Source organism: Frigoribacterium sp. PvP054 (assembly GCF_040547465.1).
Taxonomy (GTDB): Bacteria; Actinomycetota; Actinomycetes; order Actinomycetales; family Microbacteriaceae; genus Frigoribacterium.
This window is the reverse complement of record NZ_JBEPPU010000005.1, coordinates 65,292-89,036: the sequence shown is the minus strand read 5'-3', so window position 1 is coordinate 89,036 and position 23,745 is coordinate 65,292. Positions and strand designations below refer to the sequence as shown.

The following is a 23,745-nucleotide window of genomic DNA, read 5'->3' as shown; positions in this document are numbered from 1 at the left end:
CGCGCCCCGCTCACGGCCAGCACGTCGCACCGCCTCCTGAGCGTCGCACCGCCACATCCGGCGGTGCGACGTCCAGGTGGCGGTGCGACGACGAACCCGGTAGGTGCCGGATCACGCTCACGGCAAAGGAGGCGCGGCGTGCCGAAGCGCGTCCCGTCCCGTTCCCGGCGACGGGCGGCCCGGACGAAGCGGCCCAAGGGCCTGGCGGCGTACCGGTCCGGTCGGCCTGGCGCCGGGGCGGCCCCGGGAGGCCCGGCCCCGGGAGGCGCGGCGGCAGGGCGTCCCGGCGACGCGGCGGCCCGGCCGAAGCGGCCCGGCAGGGGAGCGCCCCGGCGGCTCAGTGGCCGCCGGCCAGGCGCCAGAGCCGGTCGCGTGACATGGGCAGCTCGTGCGGGCGCACCCCGAGCGCGTCGCGGATCGCGTTCGCGAGGGCCGGGGCCACGGGGTTGTAGGGGGCCTCGCTCATCGACTTGGCGCCGAGCGGCCCGAGGTCGTCGTGCGTGGTCGCGAAGTGCACCTCGGTCTGGGGCACGTCGCCGAACTTGGGCAGCCGGTAGTTGCGGAACGCCGTCGTCAGCACCCGACCCTCGTCGTCGAGCACCATCTCTTCGTACAACGCCGTGCCGATCGCCTGGGCCGTGCCGCCCTCGACCTGCCCACGCAGCTGTTCGGGGTTCAACACGACCCCGGCGTCCGCCGCCTGCACCGAGCGGAGCAGTCGCACCTCGCCGGTCGCCCGGTCGACCGCCACCTCGAAGCCGTGCACGTTGAACGCCACCGACCGGGGCGTGCCGTCGTGCGCACCGTCGGCGGCGAGCGGGCCGTCGGCGAGCAGCCGTTCGGCCGACACGAGCACGGTGGCGTCGGCGCCCGGGCCCACCCGCACCACGACGCCGCCGGCGACCACCTCGGGGGCGCGGCCGGTCTCGACGGCGTGACCCGCGCCTCCTGCGATCGCCAGGGCGCGGTCGACCATCGCCACCCGGAGCTTGTGCGACGCGGCGAGCAGGGCCTTGCCCGCGACGACGACTCCTGCCGAGCCGTAGGCACCCGTGTCGTAGCGCGCGACGTCGGTGTCGGACTGCCGGACGACGACGCGGTCGGGCGTGGTGCCGAGCGCCGAGGCGACGAGCTGGGTGTGGACCGTCGTCGTGCCGTTGCCGAACTCGGCGGTGCCCACGCCGATGTCGTACCGGCCGTCGGGCAGCAGCGCGATCGAGGTGTCGGCGAAGTGCCCGCGCGGCGGGATCGTGGCGATCATGGCGAGGGCCATGCCGCGCCCCGTCGACCACGTCGGACCGACGGGGGCAGGAGGCGCGCCCTCGGGGGCGGGGGACGCCAGCGCCTCCTCGACGAGGTCGAGGCACTGGTCGAGCCCGTAGCTGCCGATCAGCAGGTCGCTCTCCTCGTCGGGGTCGGTGACCACCATCGGGTCGCCGGGGACGATCACGTTGCGGCGGCGCAGCTCGAACGGGTCGATGCCGAGCTCGCGGGCGAGCTCGTCCATCGCGGACTCGACGGCGAACACGACCTGGCCGAGCCCGTAACCGCGGAAGGCCCCCGACGGCAGGTTGTTCGTGTAGACCGACTCGGCGTCGACGCGCTTGGCGGGGCAGCGGTAGACGCTGGTCGACTCGTGCACCGAGTGGTACATGACGCCGACGCCGTGGTTGCCGTACGCGCCGGTGTCCATCAGCTGGTCGACGTGCAGGGCGGTGAGCACGCCGTCGCTCGTCGCCCCGACCCGGACGCGGACCCGCATCGGGTGGCGGGTCGGCGCGATCGTGAACTCGTCCTCGCGGGTGAACTCGTACTGCACGGGACGCCCGGTCCGCAGGACGGCGAGGGCGACCAGGTCTTCGGTGATCAGCTCTTGCTTGCCGCCGAACCCTCCGCCGACGCGGGCCGCGAAGACGCGCACCCGGTCTTGAGGCAGGCCGAAGACGTGGGCCAGCTCGTCGCGCACGAGGAACGGCACCTGGCTCGCCGTGCGGATCACCAGGCGGCCGTCGTCGTCGAGCCATCCGCGTGAGGCGTGCGTCTCGAGGGCCCCGTGCGAGACGCGTTGCGTGCGCCAGGTGCCCTCGACGACGGCGTCCGCGGCGGCAAGGCCGGCCTCGACGTCGCCCGTCTCGTCGTGCATCGCGGCGACCGTGTTGCGCTCGGGGTGGGCGATGCGTGAGACCTCGGTGGTCTTCTCGCCGTGCAGCAGCGGGGCCCCCGGGGATCGTGCCGTCTCGGGGTCGAACACGGCGGGCAGCGGCTCGTACTCGACCACGACGGCCGCCAGGGCGTTCGTCGCGGTGCGCACGTCGTCGGCGACCACGGCGGCGACCCGCTGGCCCCGGAACCTCAGCACGGGGTCGAGCACGAGGCCGTCGTCGGGGTCGTCCTCACGGTCTTCGTGTCGACCGGTCGAGAAGAGCGTCGCGGGGGAGTCGCGGTGCGTCAGCACGAGGTGCACGCCGGGCATCGCCTCGGCGGCGGTCGTGTCGATCGACGTGATGCGCGCATGGGCGTGCGGGCTGCCGAGCACGGCCAGGTGCAGCAGCTTCGTCGTGCTGCGGAAGTCGAGCGTGTACGGCTCGGCGCCCGACACCACGCGCATCGCGGCCGGAGCCCCCACCGAGCGCCCGGCCGCCTCGCCGTCGGCGGGCGCCACGGTGTTCCGCACGCCGCAGATCGCGTCGCCGATCGCCCGGTACCCCGTGCACCGGCAGAGGTTCCCCTTCAGGAGGCGCGGGAGGTCGTCGCGGTCGGCCTCGGTGAACGTCGAGGCCGTCACCACCATGCCCGCCGTGCAGAATCCGCACTGGAACCCGGCCGCGTCGGCGAACGCCTGCTGCACGGGGTGCGGGTGGTCGGGGGTGCCGAGGCCGGCCGCCGTCGTCACGGCCCGGCCCTCGAGACGATGGGCCGGGTAGATGCACGAGTGCACGGGTTCGCCGTCGACGAGCACCGAACAGGCGCCGCAGTCACCGGCGTCGCAGCCCTTCTTGACCGAGTGCACGCCGTTCTCGCGCAACAGCGTGCGCAACACCTGCCCCGGGGCGACGTCGGTCTCGAGGGGGAGGCCGTCGACCTCGAACGTGACGTGCCTCGGGGTCATCGCGCGCCTCCTGGGGTCGTGGTGCCGGGACGCGTCGACCTCGCCCGGGCGGCGGCACCGCGCGGGTCGTGGGTCGGCTCGCGGTCGGGTCGCACACCGGCGCCATTTCCGTGTGCGGCCCCGGCGGTGGCCGCACGGCCGAGCTCGAGGCGCAGCTCGTCGGCGAAGCGGGTGCTCGTCGCGCGGCGCCAGTCGGGGTCGCCGTGCGGGTCGGAGTACCAACAGTCGACGCCGGCCATCGCGTCGGCCAGCGACCGTTCGCCGGGGACCTCGTCGAAGCGCAGCTGCACCGGACGCGTCGTGCCCGCCGTGACCGTCACGACGAACTCGCCGTCGAGGCCGAGTCGCGCCGTGACCAGGGTGCCCGACCGACCCAGCGGGCTCAACGAGATGCGCCGGAACCCGGTTCGCGACCGCAACGAGCCGAGCGGCACCTCCAGGGACCGCAGCACCTCACCCGGCTCGAGGGCGTTCTGCACGACCCCGGTGACGAACGCCGACACGGGCAGGCGGCGCTCGCCGCCGTCGGTGGTCCAGACGACGGCGGTGGCGTCGAGCGTGGCCATCAGCGACGTCATCGCACCGGCCGGCAGCCCGAGGGCGACGTTGCCGCCGACGGTGGCGACGTTCCAGATCTTGAACGAGGCGAGCAGCGAGTTCGCGCACTGGTCGACCAGGCGGTGGGCCGCCCAGTCGTCGTCCGGGGGCAGGCGCAGCAGCTCGGCGATGGTGCAGGTCGCGGCCACGGTGACGACGTCGGTGCCTCGCTCGACCGGTGCCCAGCCGAGCGAGGTCAGGTCGACGAGGCCGGTCAGCCCGGGCTGCCGTTCGGAGAACAGCCAGGTGCCACCGCCGAGCGGGCGCTCGCCGGGCGCGAAGACGACCTCGTCGCGGCGCGACGGCGTGCGGATCTCGCGAACGGTGGTCAGGTCCATGGGAGCCCCCACTCTGCACGACCGGCGTTTCGGGCATGTGTCGGCTCTCTCGTCGTCGAACCACCGCCACCCGGCACGACGCGGACGGGCACCCCGCCACCCGGGACCGAGGAGGCGCGGGTCGGCCGGCCGCGCCCCGCGCCCCGGAGCCACGTCGCTAGGGTGTGCGTCATGATCGACCTCGACCGAGCCGACCTGCGCTCGCACCTGCTGGCCGCCCTGAACGTCGAGCGGTGGGCCGACGACGTCGCCGCGCAGGCGCCGTTCGCCGACGCCGACGCGCTGATCACGGTCGCGGCCGCCGCCGCCACGCCGCTCAGCCCGGCGGAGATCGACGAGGCGATGTCGCACCACCCCCGCATCGGCGAGAAGCCGGTCGGCGAGGGGGCCGCGCAACAGTTCAGTCGACGCGAGCAGGCGTCGGCCGCCGACGCCGACGACGCGCACCTCGCGCAGCTGCTGGCCGAGGGCAACGCCGCGTACGAGGAGCGTTTCGACCGCGTGTTCTTGATCCGTGCCGCCGGTCGGAGCAGGGCCGAGATCGTCGGCGAGCTGCACCGGCGGCTGCGACTCGACGACGAGACCGAGTCCCGCATCGTCGGTGCCGAGTTGCGCGACATCGCGCTGCTGCGGCTGCAGTCGACCTTCGCCGAGCCTGACGCGGCCGAGGGCGACGCCGAGGCCCGCGCATGAGCCACGTGACGACGCACGTCCTCGACGCCGCCCTCGGTCGTCCCGCGGCCGGCATCGCCGTCGCCCTGCACGACGCCCGGGGCGTCGAACTCGCCACCGGCGTGACGAACGCCGACGGGCGCGTGCCCGACCTCGGCCCGGACGCCCTGCCGTCGGGCGACTACCGGCTCGTCTTCGAGACCGCCCGCTACTTCGCGGCGGCACGGCGCGACACGTTCTATCCGCGCGTGACGATCGACTTCACCCTCGCCGACGAGTCCAGCCACTACCACGTACCCGTGCTGCTCAGCCCGTTCGCCTACTCGACCTACCGGGGCAGCTGACCCCATCGACCGCCTTCGCGGCTCGGAAGTGGAGTGACCCGGGGACATCGATCGGCTCAGTAGTCGGTGCGGTGGTCGTGGTTCGCCCACGCCTCGAACGGTGCCGGTGCGTTCGGGGGACGCACCTCGTCGACGGGGAGGTCCCACGTCGACCGGTCGCGCGCGAACAACTCGTAGAACTCGAGGTCGTCGAAGCCACCGCGGGCGGCGTCGTGCCGGTCTGCCGCGTAGACGACCCGGTCGACGCGGGCCCAGAGCGAGGCCGAGAGGCACAGCGGGCACGGTTCGCACGAGGTGTAGAGGGTCGTGCCGGCCAGGGAGAAGTCGCCGACGGCCTGGCAGGCCGCCCGGATGGCCGTGACCTCGGCGTGCGCGGTGGGGTCGAGGTTCGCCGTGACGCGGTTCTGCCCCTCGGCCACCAGGTCGTCGCCGCGGACGACGACGGCCCCGAACGGCCCGCCCCCGTTCGCGACGTTCTCGACGGCCAACTCGATGGTGCGGGCCAACCAGCGGGCGTCGTCGGCGTCGGTCACGGTGTCTCCTCGGGGTGGGGCGGGCGTGGGGTCGGTCGACTCGACGAGGCTCATGCGAGACCAGCCGAGGCGCGCCAGGCGTCGTGGGCCGGTGGGGCGTCGTCGCGGACGACCGTTGCCTCGATCAGCCCGTAGGGTCGGTCGGCCGCCCAGAAGACCTCGCCGGGGTTCTCGAGGCCGAAGGGGGACAGGTCGTAGGCGAAGTGGTGCTTGTTCGGTGCCTTGAGGCGCACCTCGACGATCGAAGGGACGGCCTCGAGGACGGCGGTGCCCATGTGCCACAGGGTCTGTTGCAGGGCGAGCGACTGCAGGGTGGCGAACTCGCGGACCATCAGGCGCTTGACCTGGGCGTACGTGGCGTCCCAGTCGACGTCGGTCGTGCCGAACCGCCACTTCGCGTCGAGCGCCGTGGCCATGACACGGTCGTGGGTCTCGGGCAGCGTGGTGAACTCGTCGGTCAGGAACCCCGCGAACTCGGAGCCGGTCGACTTGAGCAGCACGAGGTCCTTCAAGCCGCCCACGACGTGCTCGCCGCTGTCGTCGACCGTCACGGCGGCGGTGCGCACCTCTTGGCCCGATCGCAGCCAGGTGTGGTCGTGCTCGGCTCCGTCGACGACGGCCCGCTGCCAGTCGTACTGCTCGATCTCGATGCGGGCGCCCGTCACCGGCTCGACGTCGTGCACGAAGTGCCGGGCCAGCTCGAGCCCGAACGTCTCGACCGCCTCGACGCCCTTCGACTTGGCGAAGGCGAACGCGGTGTTCTTCTGGGTGTCGGTGGGCAGCACGGCGCTCTGGTCGCCGTGCAGGTAGGCCGCGTCGAACGGGCCGCGGAGCGCAGTCGTGACGTTGACGTCGCGGATCTCGTGTCGTGGCCCGTCGCGGTAGAAGCGCACGAGCCGCGACTCCGCCTTGCCGTACTGGTTGTCGCCGAGGATGATCGCCATGCCGTGATGATCACACAGCCGTGTGAACGACTTGTTTCACGATCGACGATTTGTGAACAACTCGTTTCAGGAGGTCTCTCGGGGCGAGACGTCCACTCGCTACTGTGCTGGGCATGGCGATCTCCGAGACGACCCCCGCACCCCCGTCGGGCCCCGTTCCCGTGACCCCGATCCTGCAACCGCTGCCCGCGGGCGACGGCGTCGGGGGCGTCCCCTACCTGCCCGCGACGCTCGCCACGACCCTCTGGGGTCGCCTGCCGTGTGCCGGTGACCAGCCCGTGCTGACGGTCGATCCGGGCACCGCCGTCGTCATCGACACCCTCAGCCACGAGGGCGTCCTCGACGACCAGGGGCGTGACCCGCGGGCCTTCTTCGCCCGACACGGGGTGCCGGCCGAGCACGTGCTCGACGACGCCGTCGCGTTGGCCGCCGCCAGCGACGAGCGCCACGGTCGAGACCCTGCCGCCGACGGCCCGCACGTCGTCACGGGGCCGATCGCCGTCCGAGGGGCCCTGCCGGGCGACGTCGTCACGATGACCCTGCTCGACGCGACGCCGAGGGTCCCGTACGGCGTCATCTCGAACCGTCACGGCCGCGGCGCCCTGGCCGGCGAGTACCCGCTCGAGGCGGGCCCGGTCAGCGTCTTCGCGGCCGTCGACCACGCTCCCGACGGGTCGTTGGTCGGCACCCTGCCACTCGTGCCGGGTGGCGACCACACGGTGCGGTTCCCCCTCCACCCCTTCCTCGGCATCATGGGCGTCGCCGTGGCGGGCGACGACCGCCCGCACTCGGTGCCTCCGGGGTCGCACGGCGGCAACGTCGACATCGCCCTGCTGACCGAGGGGGCGTCGCTGCACCTGCCCGTCCAGGTGCCAGGGGCCCTCGCCTACGTCGGCGATCCGCACTTCGCGCAGGGCGACGGCGAGGTCGCGCTCACCGCGATGGAGGCCAGCCTCCGCGTCACGGTCCGCTTCGACCTCGTGCCCCGCGCCGAGGCCGTCGCGATGTTCGGCGAGATGGCCGGGCCGCTCGCCGAGACGGCCGAGCTGCTCGTGCCGACCGGTCTCGACGAAGACCTCGACGAGGCGGTGCGGGCCTGCGTCCGGGCGGCCATCGACCTGCTCGAGGCGCGACACGGCATGGACCGCAGCCTGGCCTACGCCTACCTCTCGGCCGCGACCGACTTCGACATCTCGCAGGTCGTCGACCTCGTCAAGGGCGTGCACGCCCGCATCCGCAAGGCGGACTTCGGTGGCTGAGGCCGACGGCCCCGAGGAGGCGCGGGTCGCTCCGGGCACCGTCCCCACGACGGTCGAGGGCGAGCTGCCCGACGGCCTGCTCGCCGCGTTCGACGCGTACGAACGCGTGCTCGCCGCCGACGACCAGGCGTCGCTCGCCGCAGCCTTCGAGTCGACCACCACCGTCCTGCGGGCCGACGCCGGCGGCCTGCTGGTCGGGCACGACGCGATCACGGCGTTCCGTGGCAGGCGCGGCTCGGGTCCCGTCCGGCGCGTGGTCGAGCGGCACGTCCGGGTCGTCGACGTCGACACGGCGTTGGTCGTGTCCGTCAACGCTCCCGCCGGTGGTGGACGAGGGGTCGTCACGCAGCTCTGGCGTCGCGAGCCGGGTGGCGGCCCAAGGGGTGCTCGACCGTGGCGCATCGTCTCCGCGCAGGTGCAGGCACCACCGCCGGCCGTCGACCGCCGCGTGTGGCGGGTCGTGGGCGAGCCGCTGGTCGCCGGGCGGCGAGAGGCGGGGGCGACCCTCGCCGCGCCTCCTGCGGGGTCGGGGCCCGGGGCGGCCCGGGCCGCCGGCGGCGACCGGGGTGACGCCTCGTCCCGCGTCGTGCTCGCCGGCGAGACCGTCGCCGTGAAAGACCTCTTCGCCGTCGCGGGGCACGCGATCGGTGCCGGGGTGCCCGCCCGCTTGCACGACGCCCCCGTCGAGCCCCGGCACGCAGCCGCGGTGCAGCACCTGGTCGACGCGGGGGCCGACCTGCGCGGCATCGCCCAGACCGACGAGTTCGCGTACAGCATCGCCGGTCGCAACTCGGCCTACGGCACCCCGCCCAACCCGGCCGTTCCCGGTGCGATCTCCGGGGGCTCCACCAGCGGGCCGGCGGCGGCCGTCGCCCTCGGGCAGGTGAGCATCGGCCTCGGCACCGACACCGGCGGGTCGATCCGCGTCCCCGCGTCGTACCAGGGGCTCTGGGGCATCCGGACGACCCACGGGGCCGTCGACCGCACCGGCCTGCTTCCCCTCGCGCCGACCTTCGACACGGTCGGCTGGCTGACCCGGGACGTCGACACCCTGCAGCGGGCGGCGACGACGTCGCTGCCCGCGGCCGACCAGGTGTCGGTCGAGCCGTCGTACGTGGTCGACCCGGCCGTGCTCGCCTCGGTCGCCCCCGAGGTGCGGGCCGAGTTCGGTCGAGCACTCGACGAGGCGACCGCGGCGGGCCGCGTCGAGCGTCCCGGTCAGGTGCAGCTGGGCGACGTCGCGCAGCTCTTCGAGCTGTTCCGCGTGTTGCAGGCGCACGAGGCCTGGCGGTCCGACGGTGGGTGGATCACGACCCATCCGGGTGAGCTCGCCCCCGACGTCGCGGCCCGGTTCGCCTTCGGTTCGACGGTCTCGCCCCGACGGGCCGAGGAGGCGCGGGTGGCGCTGGGGCACGAGCGTCGCCGTCTCGAGTCCCTCCTCGCCGGTCGGGTGCTGCTGCTGCCGAGTGCGTCGTCGGCGGCACCGTCGCTCGGCGCGACCCCGGCCGAGGTCGACGTCGTCCGTTCCGCGACGCTCGGCCTCACCTGCATCGCCGGCATCCTCGGTGCTCCCGCCGTCTCGGCTCCCGTCCTCGAGGTGGCGCTCCCTTCCGGACGCCGGGCACCCGTCGGGCTCAGCCTCGTCGGGCCCCGAGGGGCCGACCTGGGGCTGCTGGGTCTCGCGGCGTCGTGGGCGACGTGACCCGCGCCTCCTCGGGCACGGGCGCCACCCGGTCGCCCGCCCGCGTCGTTCACCTGCCTGAAACACCGGTTGCGTAGGGTGGGCCAGGTGAAACGAGTCTTCCAGCCGATCGACCCGCCCGCCCGCCTGCTGATGGGCCCCGGCCCGATCAACGCCGACCCCCGGGTGCTGCGAGCGATGTCGGCCCAGCTCGTCGGGCAGTACGACCCCGCCATGACCGCCTACATGGACGAGACGCAGGCCCTCTACCGCGAGGTGTTCCAGACCTCGAACGAGCAGACGCTGCTGGTCGACGGCACCTCGCGTGCCGGCATCGAGGCCTCGCTCGTGTCGCTGATCGAACCCGGCGACAAGGTGCTCGTGCCCGTCTTCGGGCGGTTCGGCCACCTGTTGCGCGAGATCGCCGAGCGCTGTGGAGCCGAGGTCCACGTCATCGAGGTGCCGTGGGGGCAGGTCTTCACGCTCGAGACCGTCGCGCGCGCGATCGAGCAGGTGCAGCCCAAGCTGCTCGCGGTCGTGCACGGCGACACCTCGACCACCGTCGCCCAGCCGCTCGAGGGCCTCGGCGAGGTCTGCGCCCGCCACGGCGTGCTGTTCTACACCGACGTCACGGCCTCGATCGTCGGCAACGCCTTCCGCACCGACGAGCTCGGTCTCGACGCCGTCAGCGCCGGCCTGCAGAAGTGCCTCGGCGGCCCCTCGGGCTCGTCGCCGGTCACCTACAGCGAGCGTGCGGTCGAGGTCATCCGGGCCCGCACGTCGATCGAGGCGGGCATCCGCACCGACGGCGACACGACCAGCGCGCACCGCATCGCCTCGAACTACTTCGACCTCGCGATGATCTTCGACTACTGGGGGCCGCAGCGCCTCAACCACCACACCGAGGCGACGACGATGCTCTGGGGTGCCCGCGAGTGCGCCCGCGTGGTGGTCGACGAGGGCCTCGACGCCGCGGTCGCCCGGCACGCGCTGCACGGTCGGGCCATGCTGGCCGGCGTGCAGGGGCTCGGGCTCGACACCTTCGGCGACCTCGAGCACAAGATGAACAACGTGGTCGCCGTGGTGATCCCCGAGGGGGTCGACGGCGACCGGGTGCGCGGCGCGATGCTCGCCGACTTCGGCATCGAGATCGGCACCTCGTTCGGCCCCCTGCACGGCAAGGTCTGGCGCATCGGCACGATGGGTTACAACGCGCGTCGCGACACCGTGCTCACGACGCTCGCCGCGCTCGAGGCCGTGTTGCGGCGCGAGGGCGCTCCGATCACCGGCGGGGGCGGCGTCGGCGCGGCGTACGACGTCTACCTCGACGTCGACCGCCACGTCGACGTCGACCGCGACGGAGGCGCGGCGTGAGTTCCGAGGCCCGTCTCGTCCTCGAGCGCTGCGACGCCCTCGCGGCGGTCTCGAGCAGTGCGACCGGCATCGAGCGCGTGTACCTCTCGCCCGAGCACGCCCGGGTGAACGCGATGACCGGCGAGTGGATGCGGCAGGCCGGCATGACGACCTGGCAGGACGCCGCCGGCAACCAGCGGGGGCGCTACGAGGGCACGGAGCCGGGGCTGCCCGCCCTGCTGCTCGGCTCGCACCTCGACACGGTGCCCGACGCAGGCCGCTACGACGGCATCCTCGGCGTGCTGCTCGGCATCGCGCTGGTCGGTCGCCTCGACGCCGCGGGCACCCGCCTGCCGTTCGCGATCGAGGTGCTGGCGTTCGGTGACGAGGAAGGCACCCGGTTCGGCACCGCCCTGCTCGGCTCGCGCGCGGTAGCCGGCACCTGGCTGCCCGAGTGGTGGTCCCTGGTCGACGCCACCGGGACGACGTTGCGCGACGCCTTCCACGCCTTCGGCCTCGACCCCGACCGGGTGGCCGACGCGGCCTACGACCCCGCCGACGTCGTCGGCTACCTCGAGACGCACATCGAGCAGGGGCCGTACCTCGAAGAGGCCGACCGCGCCCTCGCCGTCGTCTCGTCGATCGCCGGCGCCCGTCGCTTCGAGCTGACGCTGACGGGCGTCGCCGGTCACGCCGGCGGCGTGCCCTTCCACCGCAGGCACGACGCCCTGGCCGGAGCGAGCGAGATCGTCCTGGCCGTCGAGCGCCTGGCCCGCGAGGCCGACTGCGTCGCGACCGTCGGTCGGCTGCAGGCCTTCCCCGGCGGGGTCAACGTCATCCCGGGGCTCGTCGAGTTCAGCCTCGACCTCCGCGGCGAGCACGACGACCGTCGCGACGAGGTCTGGGCCGGCATCCAGGCCGTCGCCGCCGAGGTCGGCGAGCGTCGCGGGCTGACCTTCGCCGTCGACGAGACCCACCGCGCCCCGGCGGTGGTGGCCTCGCCGCGCCTCCGCGGGTTCGTCCGCGACGGCGTCGTCGCCACCGGAGACGCCGACCCGATGGTCCTGTTCTCGAAGGCCGGGCACGACGCCATGGCCGTCGCCGAGCTGACCGGGTGGGCCATGCTGTTCGTCCGCTGCGGCAACGGCGGCATCAGCCACCACCCCGACGAGATCGTCACCCTCGCCGACGTGGCCGTCGCGCTCGACGCCTTCGAGGCCGCGGTGCACGCGGTCGCCGCGGCACACCGGGTGACGACGCAGGACCCCGCGTGAGCGACGCGACGCCGCCGGCCGGCGACGATCTCGTCGACGGGTCCGGGGCAGGAGGCGCGGGTCCGGTCGAGGGGGCCGGCATCCGCGACCGCATCGACTCCGGGTACGGCCGGCTCTCGCCGCAGGAGCAACGCGCCGCGGACTTCATCCTCGACCACCTCGACGACCTCGCCGTCTACACGGCGACCGAGATCGCCGAGCAGAGCGGCGTCTCGAAGGCGACGGTCTCGCGGCTCTTCCGACGGCTCGGATTCAGCGACGCCCAAGAGGTGCGCGACCAGGCGCGGGCGTCTCGCAGCCGGGGGGTGCCGGTGGGGCCGACCCGCGGCTCCGGGGGTCTCGCCGAGCACGCCGAGGCCGAACGTCGCAACCTCGACGCCCTGCTCGCGGGGCTCGCCGACGGCAGGCTCGAGCGTGCAGCCGCCCTCGTCGCCGCGGCCGACCGGGTGGTCGTCGCCGGGTTCCGCAACAGCTACCCGGTCGCCCTCCACCTGCGTCAGCAGCTCGTGCAGGCTCGCGACGACGTGCGCGTGGCGCCGCAGCCCGGGCAGTCCATCGGCGAAGAGCTGGTCGGCCTGGGGGCGGGTGACGTCGTCGTGCTCGTGGGCTTCCGTCGTCGGCCGGCCGGGTTCGCCGGCGTGCTCTCGTCGCTCGCTGCCCGGGGCGTCCCGGTGGTGCTCGTGGCCGACCCGTCGGTCCGGGGTGTCGACGTGACCGTGCGGCTCGACTGCCCCGTCGAGACGCCGGCCCCGTTCGACAGCTACGCGAGCGCGATGAGCCTGGCCGCGCTGCTGGCCGGGGCCGTGCTGACCGAGACCGTCCGGGCGGGTCGCCCCGAGGGGGGCCGCAGTCGCGTGGCCGAGATCACCGAGCTCTACGCCGAGCTCAGCGAGCTCGAGTAGGTCGGGGCGCGGTCTCAGCGCTCCGGTGCCGTCCGCCCCCCCGGGACGTCAGCGCAGCAGCGCCGGCCCGTGTCCTGGCAGCAACGTCTGCGCCCGGTGCTCGACGAGGCGGCCGTAGGTGCGGCCGGCCTCGGCCAGGTCGTCGTGGAAGATCGGGTGCAGCATCTGGACGCCGTCGAGCCGTGAGGTCGGGTGGCCGGTCACCAGGGCGTCGCCGGTGATCAGCACGTCGTCGTCGGGCAGGGAGAAGACGGTGTGCCCGGGGGTGTGGCCGACGGCCGCGGTGGGCACCACCCGGTGGCCGCTGAACGTCCGTGCCGACCCGAGGTCGAGCGGCACGACGTCGGGCACTCCCACGTCGCCCAGACCGCCGGCACGCACCGCGTGCAGCACCCATCGTGCGAAGCGTGGCTTGTACAGGTGCGGGAGCACGTCGCCGACCGTGACCTGGTGCAGTTGCTCGCGCGTCACGTTCGGCACCTCGGCCGGAGCGGCGAGGACGTCGAACTCGTGGCGTCGACGCAGGGCGGTCAGCGTGCCGATGTGGTCGCTGTGGCCGTGCGTCACGAGCACCGACGTCAGGCGGGGGAGCTCGGGGCCCGAGCCCGCGGCCACGGAGCGCAGCGACGCCTCCACCAGCTCGAGGTCGGCCGGGTACCCCGCGTCGACCAGCGTCATCGTGCCGTCGCCCGACAGGATCGTCCAGTTCGACGCGGGCCCCTCGACGAAGTGCACCCCGGGCGCGACCTCGACCGGCGCGACGGTCACGCGCCCCACCGTGCGACCCCGTCGACGGTACCGATCACGGCGCCACCCCGGCGTCGGGACGCACGAGCAGTCGTGCCGGAGGCGCACTCGGGCCCGCCAGCCGGCCACCCACCCAGGTCGCCGCGACCTCGCCGAACAGACGGGCGTCGTCGTAGGCGGTCACGGGGTTGCGGTGCGAGAGGTCGTCGACGTCGATCGTCACCGGCGCCTCGGGGGCGAAGGCGACGAGGTCGGCGTCGGCGCCGACGGCGATGCGTCCCTTGGACGTCAGCCCGACGAGGGCCGCGGTGCCCTGCGCCATCCAGCCGACGACGGTCTCGAGGGCGATGCCCCGCTGCCGCGCCCCCGTCCAGACCGCGCGGAAGCTCAGCTCGAGACCCGAGATGCCGCCCCACGCGACGTCGAAGTCGCCGTGGGCTCCGTCGACCCCGCCGGCGAACTTGAGCTCGCGGGTCGACGGGGAGTGGTCGCTCGCGACGACGTCGATCGTGCCGTCGACCAGGGCCTGCCAGAGCAGCTCGCGGTTGGCCTCGCCACGGATCGGCGGGCAGCACTTGAACTGCGTCGCCCCGTCGCCGATGTGCTCGGCGTCGAAGGTCAGGTAGTGCGGGCAGGTCTCGACCGTCAGCCGCAGCCCTTCGGCCTTCGCGGCCCGGATCGTGTCGAGGGCGGTCGCCGACGACAGGTGCAGCACGTGCGCCCGCCCGCCGGTCGCGCGGAGGGCGTCGACCACGTGCTCGATGGCGGTGCGCTCGACCACGTCGGGACGCGAGCGGACGAACGCGTCGTACGCCGCGCCTCCCGGGGAGGCCCCGGTGGACGAACCCCCGGACGGGGCGGCGGCGGCACCCTCGGCCCCTGAGCCGGCGGTGCCGTCCAGTGCGGCCGCGGCGGCGTCGAGCCCGTCGGGGTCTTCGGCGTGCACGATCAGCAGGCCGTCGAACTCGGCCAGTTCGGCCATCGCCTCGTGCAGCTGCTCCGTCGACAGGTGGGGGAACTCGTCGACGCCCGACGGCGACAAGAACGCCTTGAAGCCGAAGACCCCGGCCTCGTGCAGTGCCCGCAGGTCGCCCGTGCCGAGGTTGGCCGGGATCGCCCCGCCCCAGAAGCCGACGTCGACGACCGACTGGGGGCCCGCCGCGGACCGCTTCTGCTCGAGGGCGTCGACCGTCGTCGTCGGCGGGATGCTGTTGAGCGGCATGTCGACGATGGTCGTCACCCCGCCGGCGGCTGCGGCGCGGGTCGCGGTGGCGAAGCCCTCCCACTCGGTGCGGCCGGGTTCGTTGACGTGCACGTGGCTGTCGACGACGCCGGGCAGCAGCACCTGGTCGTCGGGCAGCGCCACGTCGACGCCCGCCGAGACGTCGTCATCGAGGTCGCCGATCAACACGACCCGGCCGTCACGGACGGCGACGCTCGCCTCACGCCACTCGCCCTCGACCAGAGCGCGTCGGGCCCGGACGACGAGGTCGTACCGTGCGGCGTCAGCCACGAGCGGACCCGTTCGCTCCGCTGGTCGCCGAGCGCGCCTCCTGGTCTCGACCCGCGGATGCGGTGCCGGCGGCAGCCTCGGCCGCAGCCGCTTCGCGGGCCTCGACCTCGCGGCGCCGCTCGCGGAGCAGGTGCCCGGTCAGCGCGACGAGCAGGGTGAGTCCACCGGCGACGCCCATGCCGACGCCGATGTGCACCTGCAGCAGCAGGGCCCCCACGCCCGCACCGGCGAGGATCAGCACCACGGCGAGCACCCGCCGGGGGAAGTTCTTGCCCGTGCCCCCGGCGAGCTTCGACTCGGACGCGAGGCCGACGATCGTCGACGTGACCACGACGGTCGTGACGTCGGCGACGGCGATCTTGCGGGCCGCCGCGGCCTGCAGACCCATGGCGGCGCCGAGCAGACCGGTGATCGTGAAGGCCCACGGCGTGTTCTCTTCGGGCACGACGAAGAAGGTCGAGACGCCCAGCCCGAGCAGCACGCCGCCGGTCACGCCGAACGAGGTCGTGCTGCGGCCCGACCAGCCGGCTCGCCCGCCGCGCAGCACGCGGCCGCCGATCGCGGCCCCGAGCAGGAAGGCGGCGAGGGCGACGATCGGGCCGACGATCGGCAGTCCGTCGGCCTGGGCGACGGCCATGCCGAGGATGACCACGTTGCCGGTCATGTTGGCCGTGAACACGCGGTCGAGGCCGAGGTAGCCGACGGCGTCGATGATGCCGGTGGTGAACGTCAACGTCAGCATCATCACGAGGTGCATGCGCGCCTGGTCGCGGCGGAACTTCTTCATCAGGGTCCTCTGGGGCTCGGCGCCGCGGCAGGCACGGCGGGGAGGGCGACCACGGCGACGTCGGCGTGTCTGGTCTGCCGTCGATCGTATGGTCGCGGCGCCGCCCGGCGCGAACACCGTGCCGATGGTGTGGAGAGAAGGAGGCGCGGGCCGGTTGGTGAGGGACGGTCCGACTCGGCCACCCCCCGCACCGGCGGTCGACCGTTCGCCCGGGCAGGCGGTCTCCCACGGACGGAGGGGTCGAGCGCGGGGCCTCGGGGGTGCGGCGAGGGGATCAGGACGGGCGGCGGTCGACGACGAGGGTGTCGGCGAGCCCGGCGGTGGCGTCGGCGGCGACGGTGCCGGTGCGGGCGAAGTCGGCCCAGACCTGGCGCACCTTGCGGCCCCGGCGTTCGACGTCGTCCCAGTCGGTCGTGCCGATCAGGCGGGTGTGCCCCCAGGCCTCGCGGCCGCCGAGCAGCAGCGGCAGCTCGGTGATGTGGGCGGCGCCGAACGAGGTGCCCTCGGGCTCCCAGGTGAAGCGGAACGTCGTGACGCGGCCGCCGGCCGCCCGGTGCCGGTCGGCGAAGGCGCGGCCGGCCCGGTGGTAGACGGCCTTCGTGGTGACGTCGATCATCACGCGGCGGATCGCCCGGCCGACCAGCGGCAGGGCGAACAACCGCTGCAGCGGGGGCGAGAACTCGGCGAACACCGCCGTCTCGTCGGTCGTCGAGCCGATCAAGAGGTCGATCTCGGGGGCGACCTCGCGCCAGGCGTCGTCGGCGTCCGCCTCGGCGGGCAGCGGAGCCCGGCCGTACTGCACGCCGAAGGCCATGCCGCCGCGCAGGCCGAAGCGCTTGGCCGCCCGTTCGGCCACGGGTTGCGCCGCGAGCACCTCGTCGACCGGGGCGTCCGTGCGGGGCGTCCCCACCGCCTCCGTCATCGCCGCGATCATCCGGGTCCGCCCGCGCACGATGCCCAGCGGGGCGCTCTGCACGATGGCCCGGGCGAAGAGGCCCCTGGCGCCCTCGCTGATCATGAGGTGGGCGATCGCGTCGCCGCCCGCCGACTGGCCGAAGAGGGTGATGCGGGTGGAGTCGCCGCCGAACGCCTCGATCGTGTCGTGCACCCAGCGCACGGCTGCGAGCTGGTCGAGCAGGCCGAGGTTGGCGGGCACCGCTCCGCCGTCGCCGAAGAAGCCGAGCATGCCCAGCCGGTAGGTCACCGTGACGACGACCACGCGCTGCTCGGCGACGAGCGCGCGGGGGTCGTAGACCCGCAGGTCGCCCGCCCCCGAGACGTACGAGCCGCCGTGGATCCACACCATCACCGCGACGCGCTCGTCGGCTGCGAGGTCGGCGGGCAGCGTGATCGAGAGGCGCTGGCAGTGCTCGTCGTCGACCATGTCGGCCGCGGCGCCCTCGATCAGGGCCTCGAGCCCGGGTGCGGGCAGCTGCGGTGACGCGGGTGCCCGGTCGAAGGCGTGCAGGGGGGACGACCACGGGGCGACCGGCCGTGGCCGCTCGAAGCGGCCGGCCTCGGCGTAGGGCACGCCGAGGACCCGCACGACGTCGCCGTCGACCCGGCCGACGACGCGGCCGGACGGGGTGTCGTACTCGCGACGTGCGGCTCGCTCGTCGGTGTCGACCACGGGCTCGCCCGGGGTGGTCTGGGTGCTGGCGGTCGAGGGATGGGCGTCCTGGGTCACCCGACCCATCGTGGCCCGCGTCGCCCGTCTAGGCTCGCGGGATGAGCGCCGACACCCCACCCGCCCCCGGGACGTACCGCCACTTCAAGGGCGGCCGCTACGAGGTGCTCGGCACGGCCCGCCACAGCGAGACCGACGAACCGCTCGTCCTGTACCGCGCCCTCTACGGCGAGCAGGGGCTCTGGGTGCGACCGCTCGCCGCCTGGTCCGAACGGGTCGTCCGCGACGGGTACGACGGCCCCCGGTTCGCGCCGGAGGCCTGACCCCTCGACCGGGCCCGCACCCCGACCCCGGGAGGCGCGGCGCGGGTCAGCGAAGTCACAGCCGGTTGATAGCCGCGCGGCCGGACACTCGGCTCATGAAGTTCTCACGTCGCTCCCAGCACCCCCAGGGTGCAGCCACAGACGGGGGCGCCACGGACGACGCGACCCGCACCCCCGCCCCGGCCCCGACCGCCGCCACCCCCGCAGTCGCCGCCACCCCCGCCGCCGACCCGGCCCGCGCCTCCCTGCCGCCCGGCATGCTGATCGCCGGGGCCTGGGCCTGGCGGTTGCTCGCGGTGGCCGCGGCGCTCGCCGTGCTGTTCTGGCTGATCGCCACGCTCGAGGAGATCGTCGTCCCCCTGCTGATCGCGATCCTGGTGTCGGCGTTCCTCGTGCCGGTCGCCGGGTTCCTGCACCGGCACCGGTGGCCGCGCTGGCTGGCGATCGTGGCGGCGCTGCTCGCCGGGGTCGTCGTCGTGGGCGGGCTCGTGCTGCTCGCGGTGACCCAGATCCGCGCCGGCCTGCCGCAGATCGAGCGGCAGTCGGTCGCGCAGTACGACCAGCTGACCACCCTGCTGCAGGGGCCGCCCTTCCAGTTGACGAACGCCGACGTCGACGGCTACCTGAAGGACGCCCAGAACGCGCTGCAGACCGAGAGCAAGGCGATCCTCAGCGGCGTGCTCTCGATCGGGACGGCGGCCGGGCACCTGCTGGCGGGCGGACTGCTGACCCTGTTCGCCACGATCTTCCTGATGATCGACGGCCGCGGGGTGTGGGCCTGGACCGTCCGGCTCTTCCCGAAGGCGGCCCGGCCGGCCGTCGACGGCGCTGGCCAGGCGGGCTGGCACACGCTGACCTCGTTCGTCCGGGTGCAGATCGTCGTCGCCGCCGTCAACGCCGTGGGCATCGGCCTGATCGCGTTCTTCCTCGGGCTGCCGCTCGCGGTGCCGATCGCGATCCTGGTGTTCCTGGCGTCGTTCATCCCGGTGGTCGGGGCCATCGTCACCGGAGCCCTCGCCGTCGTCGTCGCGCTCGTCTTCGCCGGGCCGCTGCAGGCCGTGATCATGCTGGCCGGCGTGCTCGTCGTCCACCTGCTCGAGGCCCACGTGCTGCAGCCGCTGGTGATGGGTTCGGCCGTGCGCGTCCACCCGCTCGCGGTGGTCTTCGCCGTCGCCGGTGGTTCGTACGTCGCCGGCATCCCCGGGGCGCTGTTCGCGGTGCCGACGGTGGCCGTGCTGAACGTGATGGTGAAGTACGTCGCGACCGGTGCGTGGCGGCGCACCCGGGTCGCCGACGACGTCGCCGCGGGGGCGACGGGGACGGCGTGATCGCGGGCTGCTGACCGGCACGACCCGCGCCTCCTTCGCTCGGATGAGGGAGGCGCGGGTCGATGTCATCCGCTGGGCTGATGCGCCGGACTGCGTGGTTCGACAGTGGATTGTGTGCTCCTACTCAGGAAGTCTCTGCATACTCGTCACTTCGCCCGGGCGCGTGCGCCCCTTCCGACCGAGTCCCGCTCGGCCGGACAGCAGCGGCGGACGAGTCGGGGCCCCACGGCCCCGCGAGACCGACACCGACCTGTCACGGCCCCCTCGCCCCCGTTGCGTGGAACCCGGCCGCCCCGCGTGCTCCGAGCGCCCGGTGCGGTGCGGCCGTGTGCGCCCCGCCCGACCGGAGGCGCGGGTCGGCCGAGCACGAGGACCACATGACACCCCAGAACACCCCTGCCTCCGACGGGGACGCGTCGACCGCGACCCCGACCCCCGTCGAGGCACCCGCCACGCGTCGTTCGCTGGCCGCCGGCCGCCGCCGCGCCGCCCGCCGCCGCCTGTCGCTGATCGGGGGCGTCGCCGCCGTCGCCCTCGTCGCGGGCACCGGCTTCGCCGTCACCTCGATGACGGCCGCCGGCGCCGACAGCACCATCTCGGCCGAGCAGCACGCCGCCGACGTGAAGCAGCAGGAGGCCGACATCGCGACCTCGCTGGCCCAGGCGAAGGCCAAGTCGACCATCCAGATCGCCAACCAGGTCGTGGCCTCGACCTCGAGCCGGACCGACGCGAGCGACCTGCAGACCCAGGTCGCGTCGCTCGCCGACTACGAGCAGCTCGACGCGTCCACCCTGAACGCCCGCGTCGAGAAGACCGCCCTCTCGGCGCAGACCGTGCAGGCCGCCGCCGCCGAAGCCGACCGTCAGGCGGCGGCCGCTGCCGCAGCGGCCGCCGCAGCCGCGCAGGCCGCCGCCGACGCCCAGGCCGCCGCCGAGGCGCAGGCCGCCGCCGAGGCCGCCGCTGCCGCCGAGGCCGCCCGCGCCGCCTCCGACAACTCGGTCGCCGGTGCCAAGGCGACCGCCCAGTCGCTCGCGTCGTCGCAGTACGGCTGGGGCAGCGACCAGTTCTCGTGCCTCGTGTCGCTCTGGACGAAGGAGTCCGGCTGGAACTACAAGGCCTACAACCCCAGCGGGGCCACGGGCATCCCGCAGGCGCTGCCCGGCAGCAAGATGGCCTCGGCCGGCAGCGACTGGGCGACGAGCGCCAAGACGCAGATCACCTGGGGCCTCGGCTACATCAAGTCGGTCTACGGCAGCCCGTGCGGCGCCTGGTCGCACTCGCAGTCCGTCAACTGGTACTGATCGGGCGCCCCGACCCACCCACGAGTCGGCGGCCCGGCCCGGTGACCCTCGGTCGCCGGGCCGGCCTGCGTTCCGACCGCCCGTCAGAACCCGAGTCGGAGGCGCGCATCGTCACCTCCCGCTTCGTGCGGAGGGCTCCAGGGCTGAGTCGATGACGACGACCCCTTCGCCGTACAGCGCATCTGCACCTTCCTGCATCACGCCATCGTCGAAGACGACGGTGACGAGCGCTGAACCACCGGCCTCTTCGACGCCGAGGATGTCGGTGTCCGCCTGGCTCTCGCGTCGATAGTGCTCGACGGCCGCGGTCACGGCTGGTGTGGCTGCTGCACCATCGTCCTCGATGTCGGCGACGCCAGGGGATACGAGCTCCGCAGGTCTCGGCAAGGCCGTGAGGGTGAAGGCCGTTCCGTCCCACGTGCCGGTCACCTCATACGTTCCCCAGATCGAGCCGGACGCCCTGTGCTCGTCCAGGAGGTTCGACCAATCCCAGCCGAGAACGGTCGGCCCGGAGCAGAGCGGCGGGAAGGACTCCAGGACGAGGCCGAGACACATCACGGGGGATGTCCCGTCCTCGTGCCCGAGAACCGTCGCGCTGGCGGTCAGCTCCTGGGTTGTTTCGTCGTGGGTCGGATCGTGCCCTCCGGGACTCGAGGCGCAGCCGGTGACCGCGAGCACGCCCAGGCTCACCGCGCCGACCACGAGCAGCTTCTTCATTCGTCGTCTCTTTCGTCGTGTGACAGCGGTCGGCGGGAAGGCAACCGGTTGCGCGGGGTTCAGAACGATCGCTCGTACAGTTCGGCCAGCTGTGGTGTGTCCGAGCCCGAGAGCCCGCACTCCCGGACCACACCGTTCGACGCTGCGACGAGGTAGACGTCACCTGCAGAGGCGGCGCCGAACACGTCGATCGTCTGCACCTCGGAGCCCCTTCTCGAGACGATCACGGTCGAGTCGGTGGTGCCGACGTAGACCGTCTCGACTCTCAGCGTCACCGCGTCTCGGGTCACGGAGGTGACGGCGCCGCGAAAAGCCAGGGACGAACGGGCGAGGACGTCCGTGGAGGGCGGTGAGCAGGAAGACTGCAGCTCGACGGAATCCGAGACGGGGAGGCTCAAGGACGTCGGATCGTCGGTCCACGACGGAACCGCGACCGTGAGGGCGACACCGGATGTCACGAGAGCTGCACCGCACGTGACGAGAAGGTGCCTGCGACGCACGCCGCGGCGTCTGGAGGCGGGTGCCGTAGCCGCTGCGACGAGGGCTTCGCGCCGCCACGGGGGCAGCGGTTCATGGCTCGCAGCAGGGTCAGCCCTCCGGAGCGATCGCTCGAGGTCCGCGTGGTCGCGGCCGTCATCAGGTGTCATCGGCGTCCTCCCCTCCTGCCACGACATGTCCGTCACCCTCTTGCATCTTTCGCACCGTCACGGCGAGCCTCCCTTTGGCCCTGTGCAGCCGGATGGACACGGCGTTGGGAGAGACCCCGAGGACGGTGGCGATCTCCGAGACCCCCAAGTCGTCCCAGAAGCTCAGACGCAGGACCTCGGCGTCCCTCGCCGACAAGCGACCCAGTGCCTCGCGAACGAGGTCGGTGCGGGGTTCGACGGCCTCGGTCCCACCTCGCGCCTCCGAAGGAGGATCGATCGTGATGATGCGGGCCACGAGCCGCTCCTGGCGTCTCATCGAGCGCAGAGCGTTCGCCAACTGATGGCGTGCCACGCCCACCGCCCAGGGGATCTCCTCCCCACGTGGCACCTCGTCTGACCGCCGCCACAGGACCACCATGACCTCGCCGAGGACATCGTCGGCGGTGACCGTGTCGACCCGTCGGGCCAGGAACCGCCGGACCGGCTCGACGACCAAGTCCAGCAGCGCCTCGAAGCGCGCACGATCAGACCCCCCACGCTTCTCGGACACGTCCACCACCGTTCATGTCCGACACACGGTGCCTTCTTTCACGCCCACCTCCGAGTGTCGCCGCAGGGCGCCTCCAGAGACGCTTCACGGTGCCTCCACCTGGGCTCGGACGCACCGGACGGCCGGTTCTCCACCCCCGACCGACGCATCGAGGAGATGGACCGTCCCGGCCGTCGGGTGCGGCTAGTTCTGCGGGGGGATGGTCTGCCGGTCGGTCGGCTTGTCGGTCGTGACCGGCGTGGGGCTCGGGGTGGTCGGTGACGGCGCGGGCGTGACGGTGCCGTCGGTGGGAGGGTCCGGTGCCGGAGTCGGACTCTCGGGAGTCGCCGAGGGAGTCACGCTCGGGCTCACCGTCACGACGGGGTCGTCGTCACCGCCGCCGCAGCCCGTCAGCACCCCGAGCGTGAGCACGGCCGTGGCGGCCACCGCCGTCGCCCGCGAGGTCGCCGCCAGCACCGTCCGCGTCGTCGTCCCCATGGCGAGAGCCTACGCGGGGCCCGAGCGCCTGACGAGGCGATGGCCTTCGTGCCGCCCGTCGTGCCGCCCCGGGGGGCGTCCCCACCGTGCGGGCGATCCGGTCCGTGCCGCATCGGGCCGTGGAGGACACCGGGTCCGGGAGGCGCGGTGCCGGACACCGCGGAGGCGACCGTGCGCAGAATGGGGCATGGACCCGTCGGCCGGACCCGCGCCTCCTCGAGGCGTCGTCGTGCGCGACGCCGTCGCGGCCGACGTGCACGACGTCGCGGTGTTCCAGACCGAGACCTGGCGCGAGGCCTACGCCGGGCTCGTCTCGCCCGACTACCTCCGCCGCGTGGGAGTGCCCGAACGCGAGGCGAGCTGGAGCCTGCGCATCGCCTCGACCTCGCGGCACGTCGTGGTCGCCCGGGCCGAGGGGCAGGTGGTCGGCGTGGCGAGCTGGGGGCAGGGCGACCCGGACGACCCCGACGACCTCGACCTGCCCGAGCTCAAGACGCTCTACGTCGCGTCGTCGTCGCGCGGCACCGGGTTGGCGGCGACCCTGCTGCACCGGGCGCTCGGAGAAGCACCCGGCTTCCTCTGGGTGTTCGAGCGCAACGCCCGGGCGCTCGCGTTCTACCGGCGGCACGGCTTCGCCCCCGACGGAGCGCGCAAGCTCGACGCCGGCCCGGACGTCCACGAGGTGCGCCTCGTCCGCCCCTGAGCCCGCCGGAACGGGGGCG

Annotated in this window: 23 protein-coding genes; 11 read left to right on the top strand and 12 right to left on the bottom strand. The window is 73.7% G+C overall.

The window, feature by feature from the left end; translation table 11 throughout:
* Positions 1 to 337 precede the first annotated feature (337 nt).
* Entirely contained in the window at positions 338 to 3,109 is a 2,772-nt protein-coding gene (locus ABID81_RS08810; protein WP_354594424.1) for a molybdopterin-dependent oxidoreductase, read from the bottom strand.
* Positions 3,106 to 4,044: an FAD binding domain-containing protein gene (locus ABID81_RS08805; protein WP_354594423.1), complete on the bottom strand. Its 939-nt coding sequence runs from the start codon at positions 4,042 to 4,044 to the stop codon at positions 3,106 to 3,108. The genes ABID81_RS08810 and ABID81_RS08805 overlap by 4 nt, the downstream gene beginning before the upstream one ends.
* Positions 4,045 to 4,215: 171 nt before the next feature.
* On the opposite strand from ABID81_RS08805, the gene uraD reads away from it, so the two are divergent.
* Together uraD and uraH are read left to right on the top strand one after the other, a co-directional pair.
* Positions 4,216 to 4,737 carry a 2-oxo-4-hydroxy-4-carboxy-5-ureidoimidazoline decarboxylase gene (uraD, locus tag ABID81_RS08800; protein WP_354594422.1) on the top strand — a complete coding sequence of 174 codons (522 nt, stop codon included), beginning with the start codon at positions 4,216 to 4,218 and terminating at the stop codon, positions 4,735 to 4,737.
* Positions 4,734 to 5,060, top strand: a complete 327-nt coding sequence (gene uraH / locus ABID81_RS08795) for a hydroxyisourate hydrolase (protein WP_354594421.1) — start codon at positions 4,734 to 4,736, stop codon at positions 5,058 to 5,060. Before uraD ends, uraH begins: the two co-directional genes overlap by 4 nt.
* Before the next feature lie 56 nt (positions 5,061 to 5,116).
* Here uraH and ABID81_RS08790 read toward each other — a convergent pair whose 3' ends face one another.
* Together ABID81_RS08790 and pucL are read right to left on the bottom strand one after the other, a co-directional pair.
* Entirely contained in the window at positions 5,117 to 5,593 is a 477-nt protein-coding gene (locus ABID81_RS08790) for a nucleoside deaminase (RefSeq protein ID WP_354594420.1), read from the bottom strand.
* A 50-nt stretch (positions 5,594 to 5,643) separates the two neighbouring features.
* Complete coding sequence (pucL, locus tag ABID81_RS08785) at positions 5,644 to 6,537, bottom strand: factor-independent urate hydroxylase (RefSeq protein ID WP_354594419.1); 894 nt, start codon at positions 6,535 to 6,537, stop codon at positions 5,644 to 5,646.
* 113 nt (positions 6,538 to 6,650) lie between these two features.
* On the opposite strand from pucL, the gene ABID81_RS08780 reads away from it, so the two are divergent.
* The 5 genes from ABID81_RS08780 to ABID81_RS08760 all read left to right on the top strand — a co-directional run bounded on the left by ABID81_RS08780 (position 6,651) and on the right by ABID81_RS08760 (position 13,006).
* Positions 6,651 to 7,796 carry an acetamidase/formamidase family protein gene (locus ABID81_RS08780; protein ID WP_354594418.1) on the top strand — a complete coding sequence of 382 codons (1,146 nt, stop codon included), beginning with the start codon at positions 6,651 to 6,653 and terminating at the stop codon, positions 7,794 to 7,796.
* Entirely contained in the window at positions 7,789 to 9,498 is a 1,710-nt protein-coding gene (locus tag ABID81_RS08775) for an AtzH-like domain-containing protein (RefSeq protein WP_354594417.1), read from the top strand. Before ABID81_RS08780 ends, ABID81_RS08775 begins: the two co-directional genes overlap by 8 nt.
* An 87-nt stretch (positions 9,499 to 9,585) precedes the next feature.
* Positions 9,586 to 10,851, top strand: coding sequence for a pyridoxal-phosphate-dependent aminotransferase family protein (locus tag ABID81_RS08770; protein WP_354594416.1), 1,266 nt, complete (start codon positions 9,586 to 9,588; stop codon positions 10,849 to 10,851).
* Positions 10,848 to 12,104, top strand: coding sequence for an allantoate amidohydrolase (locus tag ABID81_RS08765; RefSeq protein ID WP_354594415.1), 1,257 nt, complete (start codon positions 10,848 to 10,850; stop codon positions 12,102 to 12,104). Before ABID81_RS08770 ends, ABID81_RS08765 begins: the two co-directional genes overlap by 4 nt.
* A complete protein-coding gene (locus ABID81_RS08760) occupies positions 12,101 to 13,006 on the top strand; it encodes a MurR/RpiR family transcriptional regulator (RefSeq protein ID WP_354594414.1) in 906 nt (301 codons plus the stop codon). Before ABID81_RS08765 ends, ABID81_RS08760 begins: the two co-directional genes overlap by 4 nt.
* 48 nt (positions 13,007 to 13,054) lie before the next feature.
* Here ABID81_RS08760 and ABID81_RS08755 read toward each other — a convergent pair whose 3' ends face one another.
* From ABID81_RS08755 to ABID81_RS08740, 4 genes are all read right to left on the bottom strand, one after another.
* Positions 13,055 to 13,774 (bottom strand): MBL fold metallo-hydrolase, encoded by a 720-nt coding sequence (locus ABID81_RS08755; RefSeq protein ID WP_354594413.1) that lies wholly within the window; start codon positions 13,772 to 13,774, stop codon positions 13,055 to 13,057.
* A 34-nt stretch (positions 13,775 to 13,808) separates the two neighbouring features.
* On the bottom strand, positions 13,809 to 15,266 hold the full coding sequence (gene allB, locus ABID81_RS08750) for an allantoinase AllB (protein ID WP_354594412.1): 1,458 nt from the start codon (positions 15,264 to 15,266) through the stop codon (positions 13,809 to 13,811).
* On the bottom strand, positions 15,259 to 16,053 hold the full coding sequence (locus tag ABID81_RS08745) for a DUF1275 family protein (RefSeq protein ID WP_354594411.1): 795 nt from the start codon (positions 16,051 to 16,053) through the stop codon (positions 15,259 to 15,261). The genes allB and ABID81_RS08745 overlap by 8 nt, the downstream gene beginning before the upstream one ends.
* 274 nt (positions 16,054 to 16,327) lie before the next feature.
* Positions 16,328 to 17,740, bottom strand: coding sequence for a carboxylesterase family protein (locus ABID81_RS08740; protein ID WP_354594410.1), 1,413 nt, complete (start codon positions 17,738 to 17,740; stop codon positions 16,328 to 16,330).
* Between the two features lie 41 nt (positions 17,741 to 17,781).
* Here ABID81_RS08740 and ABID81_RS08735 point away from each other — a divergent pair, with 41 nt between their 5' ends.
* From ABID81_RS08735 to ABID81_RS08725, 3 genes are all read left to right on the top strand, one after another.
* Positions 17,782 to 18,003 carry a DUF1653 domain-containing protein gene (locus tag ABID81_RS08735; RefSeq protein ID WP_354594409.1) on the top strand — a complete coding sequence of 74 codons (222 nt, stop codon included), beginning with the start codon at positions 17,782 to 17,784 and terminating at the stop codon, positions 18,001 to 18,003.
* Between the two features lie 95 nt (positions 18,004 to 18,098).
* Positions 18,099 to 19,331, top strand: a complete 1,233-nt coding sequence (locus ABID81_RS08730; RefSeq protein ID WP_354594408.1) for an AI-2E family transporter — start codon at positions 18,099 to 18,101, stop codon at positions 19,329 to 19,331.
* A 377-nt stretch (positions 19,332 to 19,708) separates the two neighbouring features.
* The gene (locus tag ABID81_RS08725) at positions 19,709 to 20,632 is read left to right on the top strand and encodes an aggregation-promoting factor C-terminal-like domain-containing protein (RefSeq protein WP_354594407.1); all 924 of its coding nucleotides are present in this window, start codon (positions 19,709 to 19,711) and stop codon (positions 20,630 to 20,632) included.
* 111 nt (positions 20,633 to 20,743) lie between these two features.
* Here ABID81_RS08725 and ABID81_RS08720 read toward each other — a convergent pair whose 3' ends face one another.
* The 4 genes from ABID81_RS08720 to ABID81_RS08705 form a co-directional block, all read right to left on the bottom strand.
* Positions 20,744 to 21,349, bottom strand: coding sequence for a hypothetical protein (locus tag ABID81_RS08720; protein WP_354594406.1), 606 nt, complete (start codon positions 21,347 to 21,349; stop codon positions 20,744 to 20,746).
* 59 nt (positions 21,350 to 21,408) lie between these two features.
* Complete coding sequence (locus tag ABID81_RS08715) at positions 21,409 to 22,023, bottom strand: hypothetical protein (RefSeq protein WP_354594405.1); 615 nt, start codon at positions 22,021 to 22,023, stop codon at positions 21,409 to 21,411.
* Positions 21,986 to 22,546, bottom strand: coding sequence for an RNA polymerase sigma factor (locus tag ABID81_RS08710; protein WP_354594404.1), 561 nt, complete (start codon positions 22,544 to 22,546; stop codon positions 21,986 to 21,988). The genes ABID81_RS08715 and ABID81_RS08710 overlap by 38 nt, the downstream gene beginning before the upstream one ends.
* Before the next feature lie 183 nt (positions 22,547 to 22,729).
* Positions 22,730 to 23,023 (bottom strand): hypothetical protein, encoded by a 294-nt coding sequence (locus ABID81_RS08705; protein WP_354594403.1) that lies wholly within the window; start codon positions 23,021 to 23,023, stop codon positions 22,730 to 22,732.
* Positions 23,024 to 23,210: 187 nt separating this feature from the next.
* Here ABID81_RS08705 and ABID81_RS08700 point away from each other — a divergent pair, with 187 nt between their 5' ends.
* The gene (locus ABID81_RS08700) at positions 23,211 to 23,726 is read left to right on the top strand and encodes a GNAT family N-acetyltransferase (protein ID WP_354594402.1); all 516 of its coding nucleotides are present in this window, start codon (positions 23,211 to 23,213) and stop codon (positions 23,724 to 23,726) included.
* Positions 23,727 to 23,745: the final 19 nt, after the last annotated feature.

Excerpts from the sequence above, each read along its gene's own strand:
- ABID81_RS08745 (WP_354594411.1), bottom strand. The coding sequence starts at position 16,053 with ATGAAGAAGTTCCGCCGCGACCAGGCGCGCATGCACCTCGTGATGATG.
- ABID81_RS08715 (WP_354594405.1), bottom strand. The coding sequence starts at position 22,023 with ATGTCGTGGCAGGAGGGGAGGACGCCGATGACACCTGATGACGGCCGC.
- ABID81_RS08700 (WP_354594402.1), top strand. The coding sequence starts at position 23,211 with ATGGACCCGTCGGCCGGACCCGCGCCTCCTCGAGGCGTCGTCGTGCGC.
- ABID81_RS08705 (WP_354594403.1), bottom strand. The coding sequence starts at position 23,023 with ATGGGGACGACGACGCGGACGGTGCTGGCGGCGACCTCGCGGGCGACG.
- ABID81_RS08805 (WP_354594423.1), bottom strand. The coding sequence starts at position 4,044 with ATGGACCTGACCACCGTTCGCGAGATCCGCACGCCGTCGCGCCGCGAC.
- ABID81_RS08720 (WP_354594406.1), bottom strand. The coding sequence starts at position 21,349 with ATGAAGAAGCTGCTCGTGGTCGGCGCGGTGAGCCTGGGCGTGCTCGCG.
- ABID81_RS08735 (WP_354594409.1), top strand. The coding sequence starts at position 17,782 with ATGAGCGCCGACACCCCACCCGCCCCCGGGACGTACCGCCACTTCAAG.
- ABID81_RS08780 (WP_354594418.1), top strand. The coding sequence starts at position 6,651 with ATGGCGATCTCCGAGACGACCCCCGCACCCCCGTCGGGCCCCGTTCCC.
- ABID81_RS08725 (WP_354594407.1), top strand. The coding sequence starts at position 19,709 with ATGACACCCCAGAACACCCCTGCCTCCGACGGGGACGCGTCGACCGCG.
- ABID81_RS08730 (WP_354594408.1), top strand. The coding sequence starts at position 18,099 with ATGAAGTTCTCACGTCGCTCCCAGCACCCCCAGGGTGCAGCCACAGAC.
- uraD (WP_354594422.1), top strand. The coding sequence starts at position 4,216 with ATGATCGACCTCGACCGAGCCGACCTGCGCTCGCACCTGCTGGCCGCC.
- ABID81_RS08810 (WP_354594424.1), bottom strand. The coding sequence starts at position 3,109 with ATGACCCCGAGGCACGTCACGTTCGAGGTCGACGGCCTCCCCCTCGAG.
- uraH (WP_354594421.1), top strand. The coding sequence starts at position 4,734 with ATGAGCCACGTGACGACGCACGTCCTCGACGCCGCCCTCGGTCGTCCC.
- pucL (WP_354594419.1), bottom strand. The coding sequence starts at position 6,537 with ATGGCGATCATCCTCGGCGACAACCAGTACGGCAAGGCGGAGTCGCGG.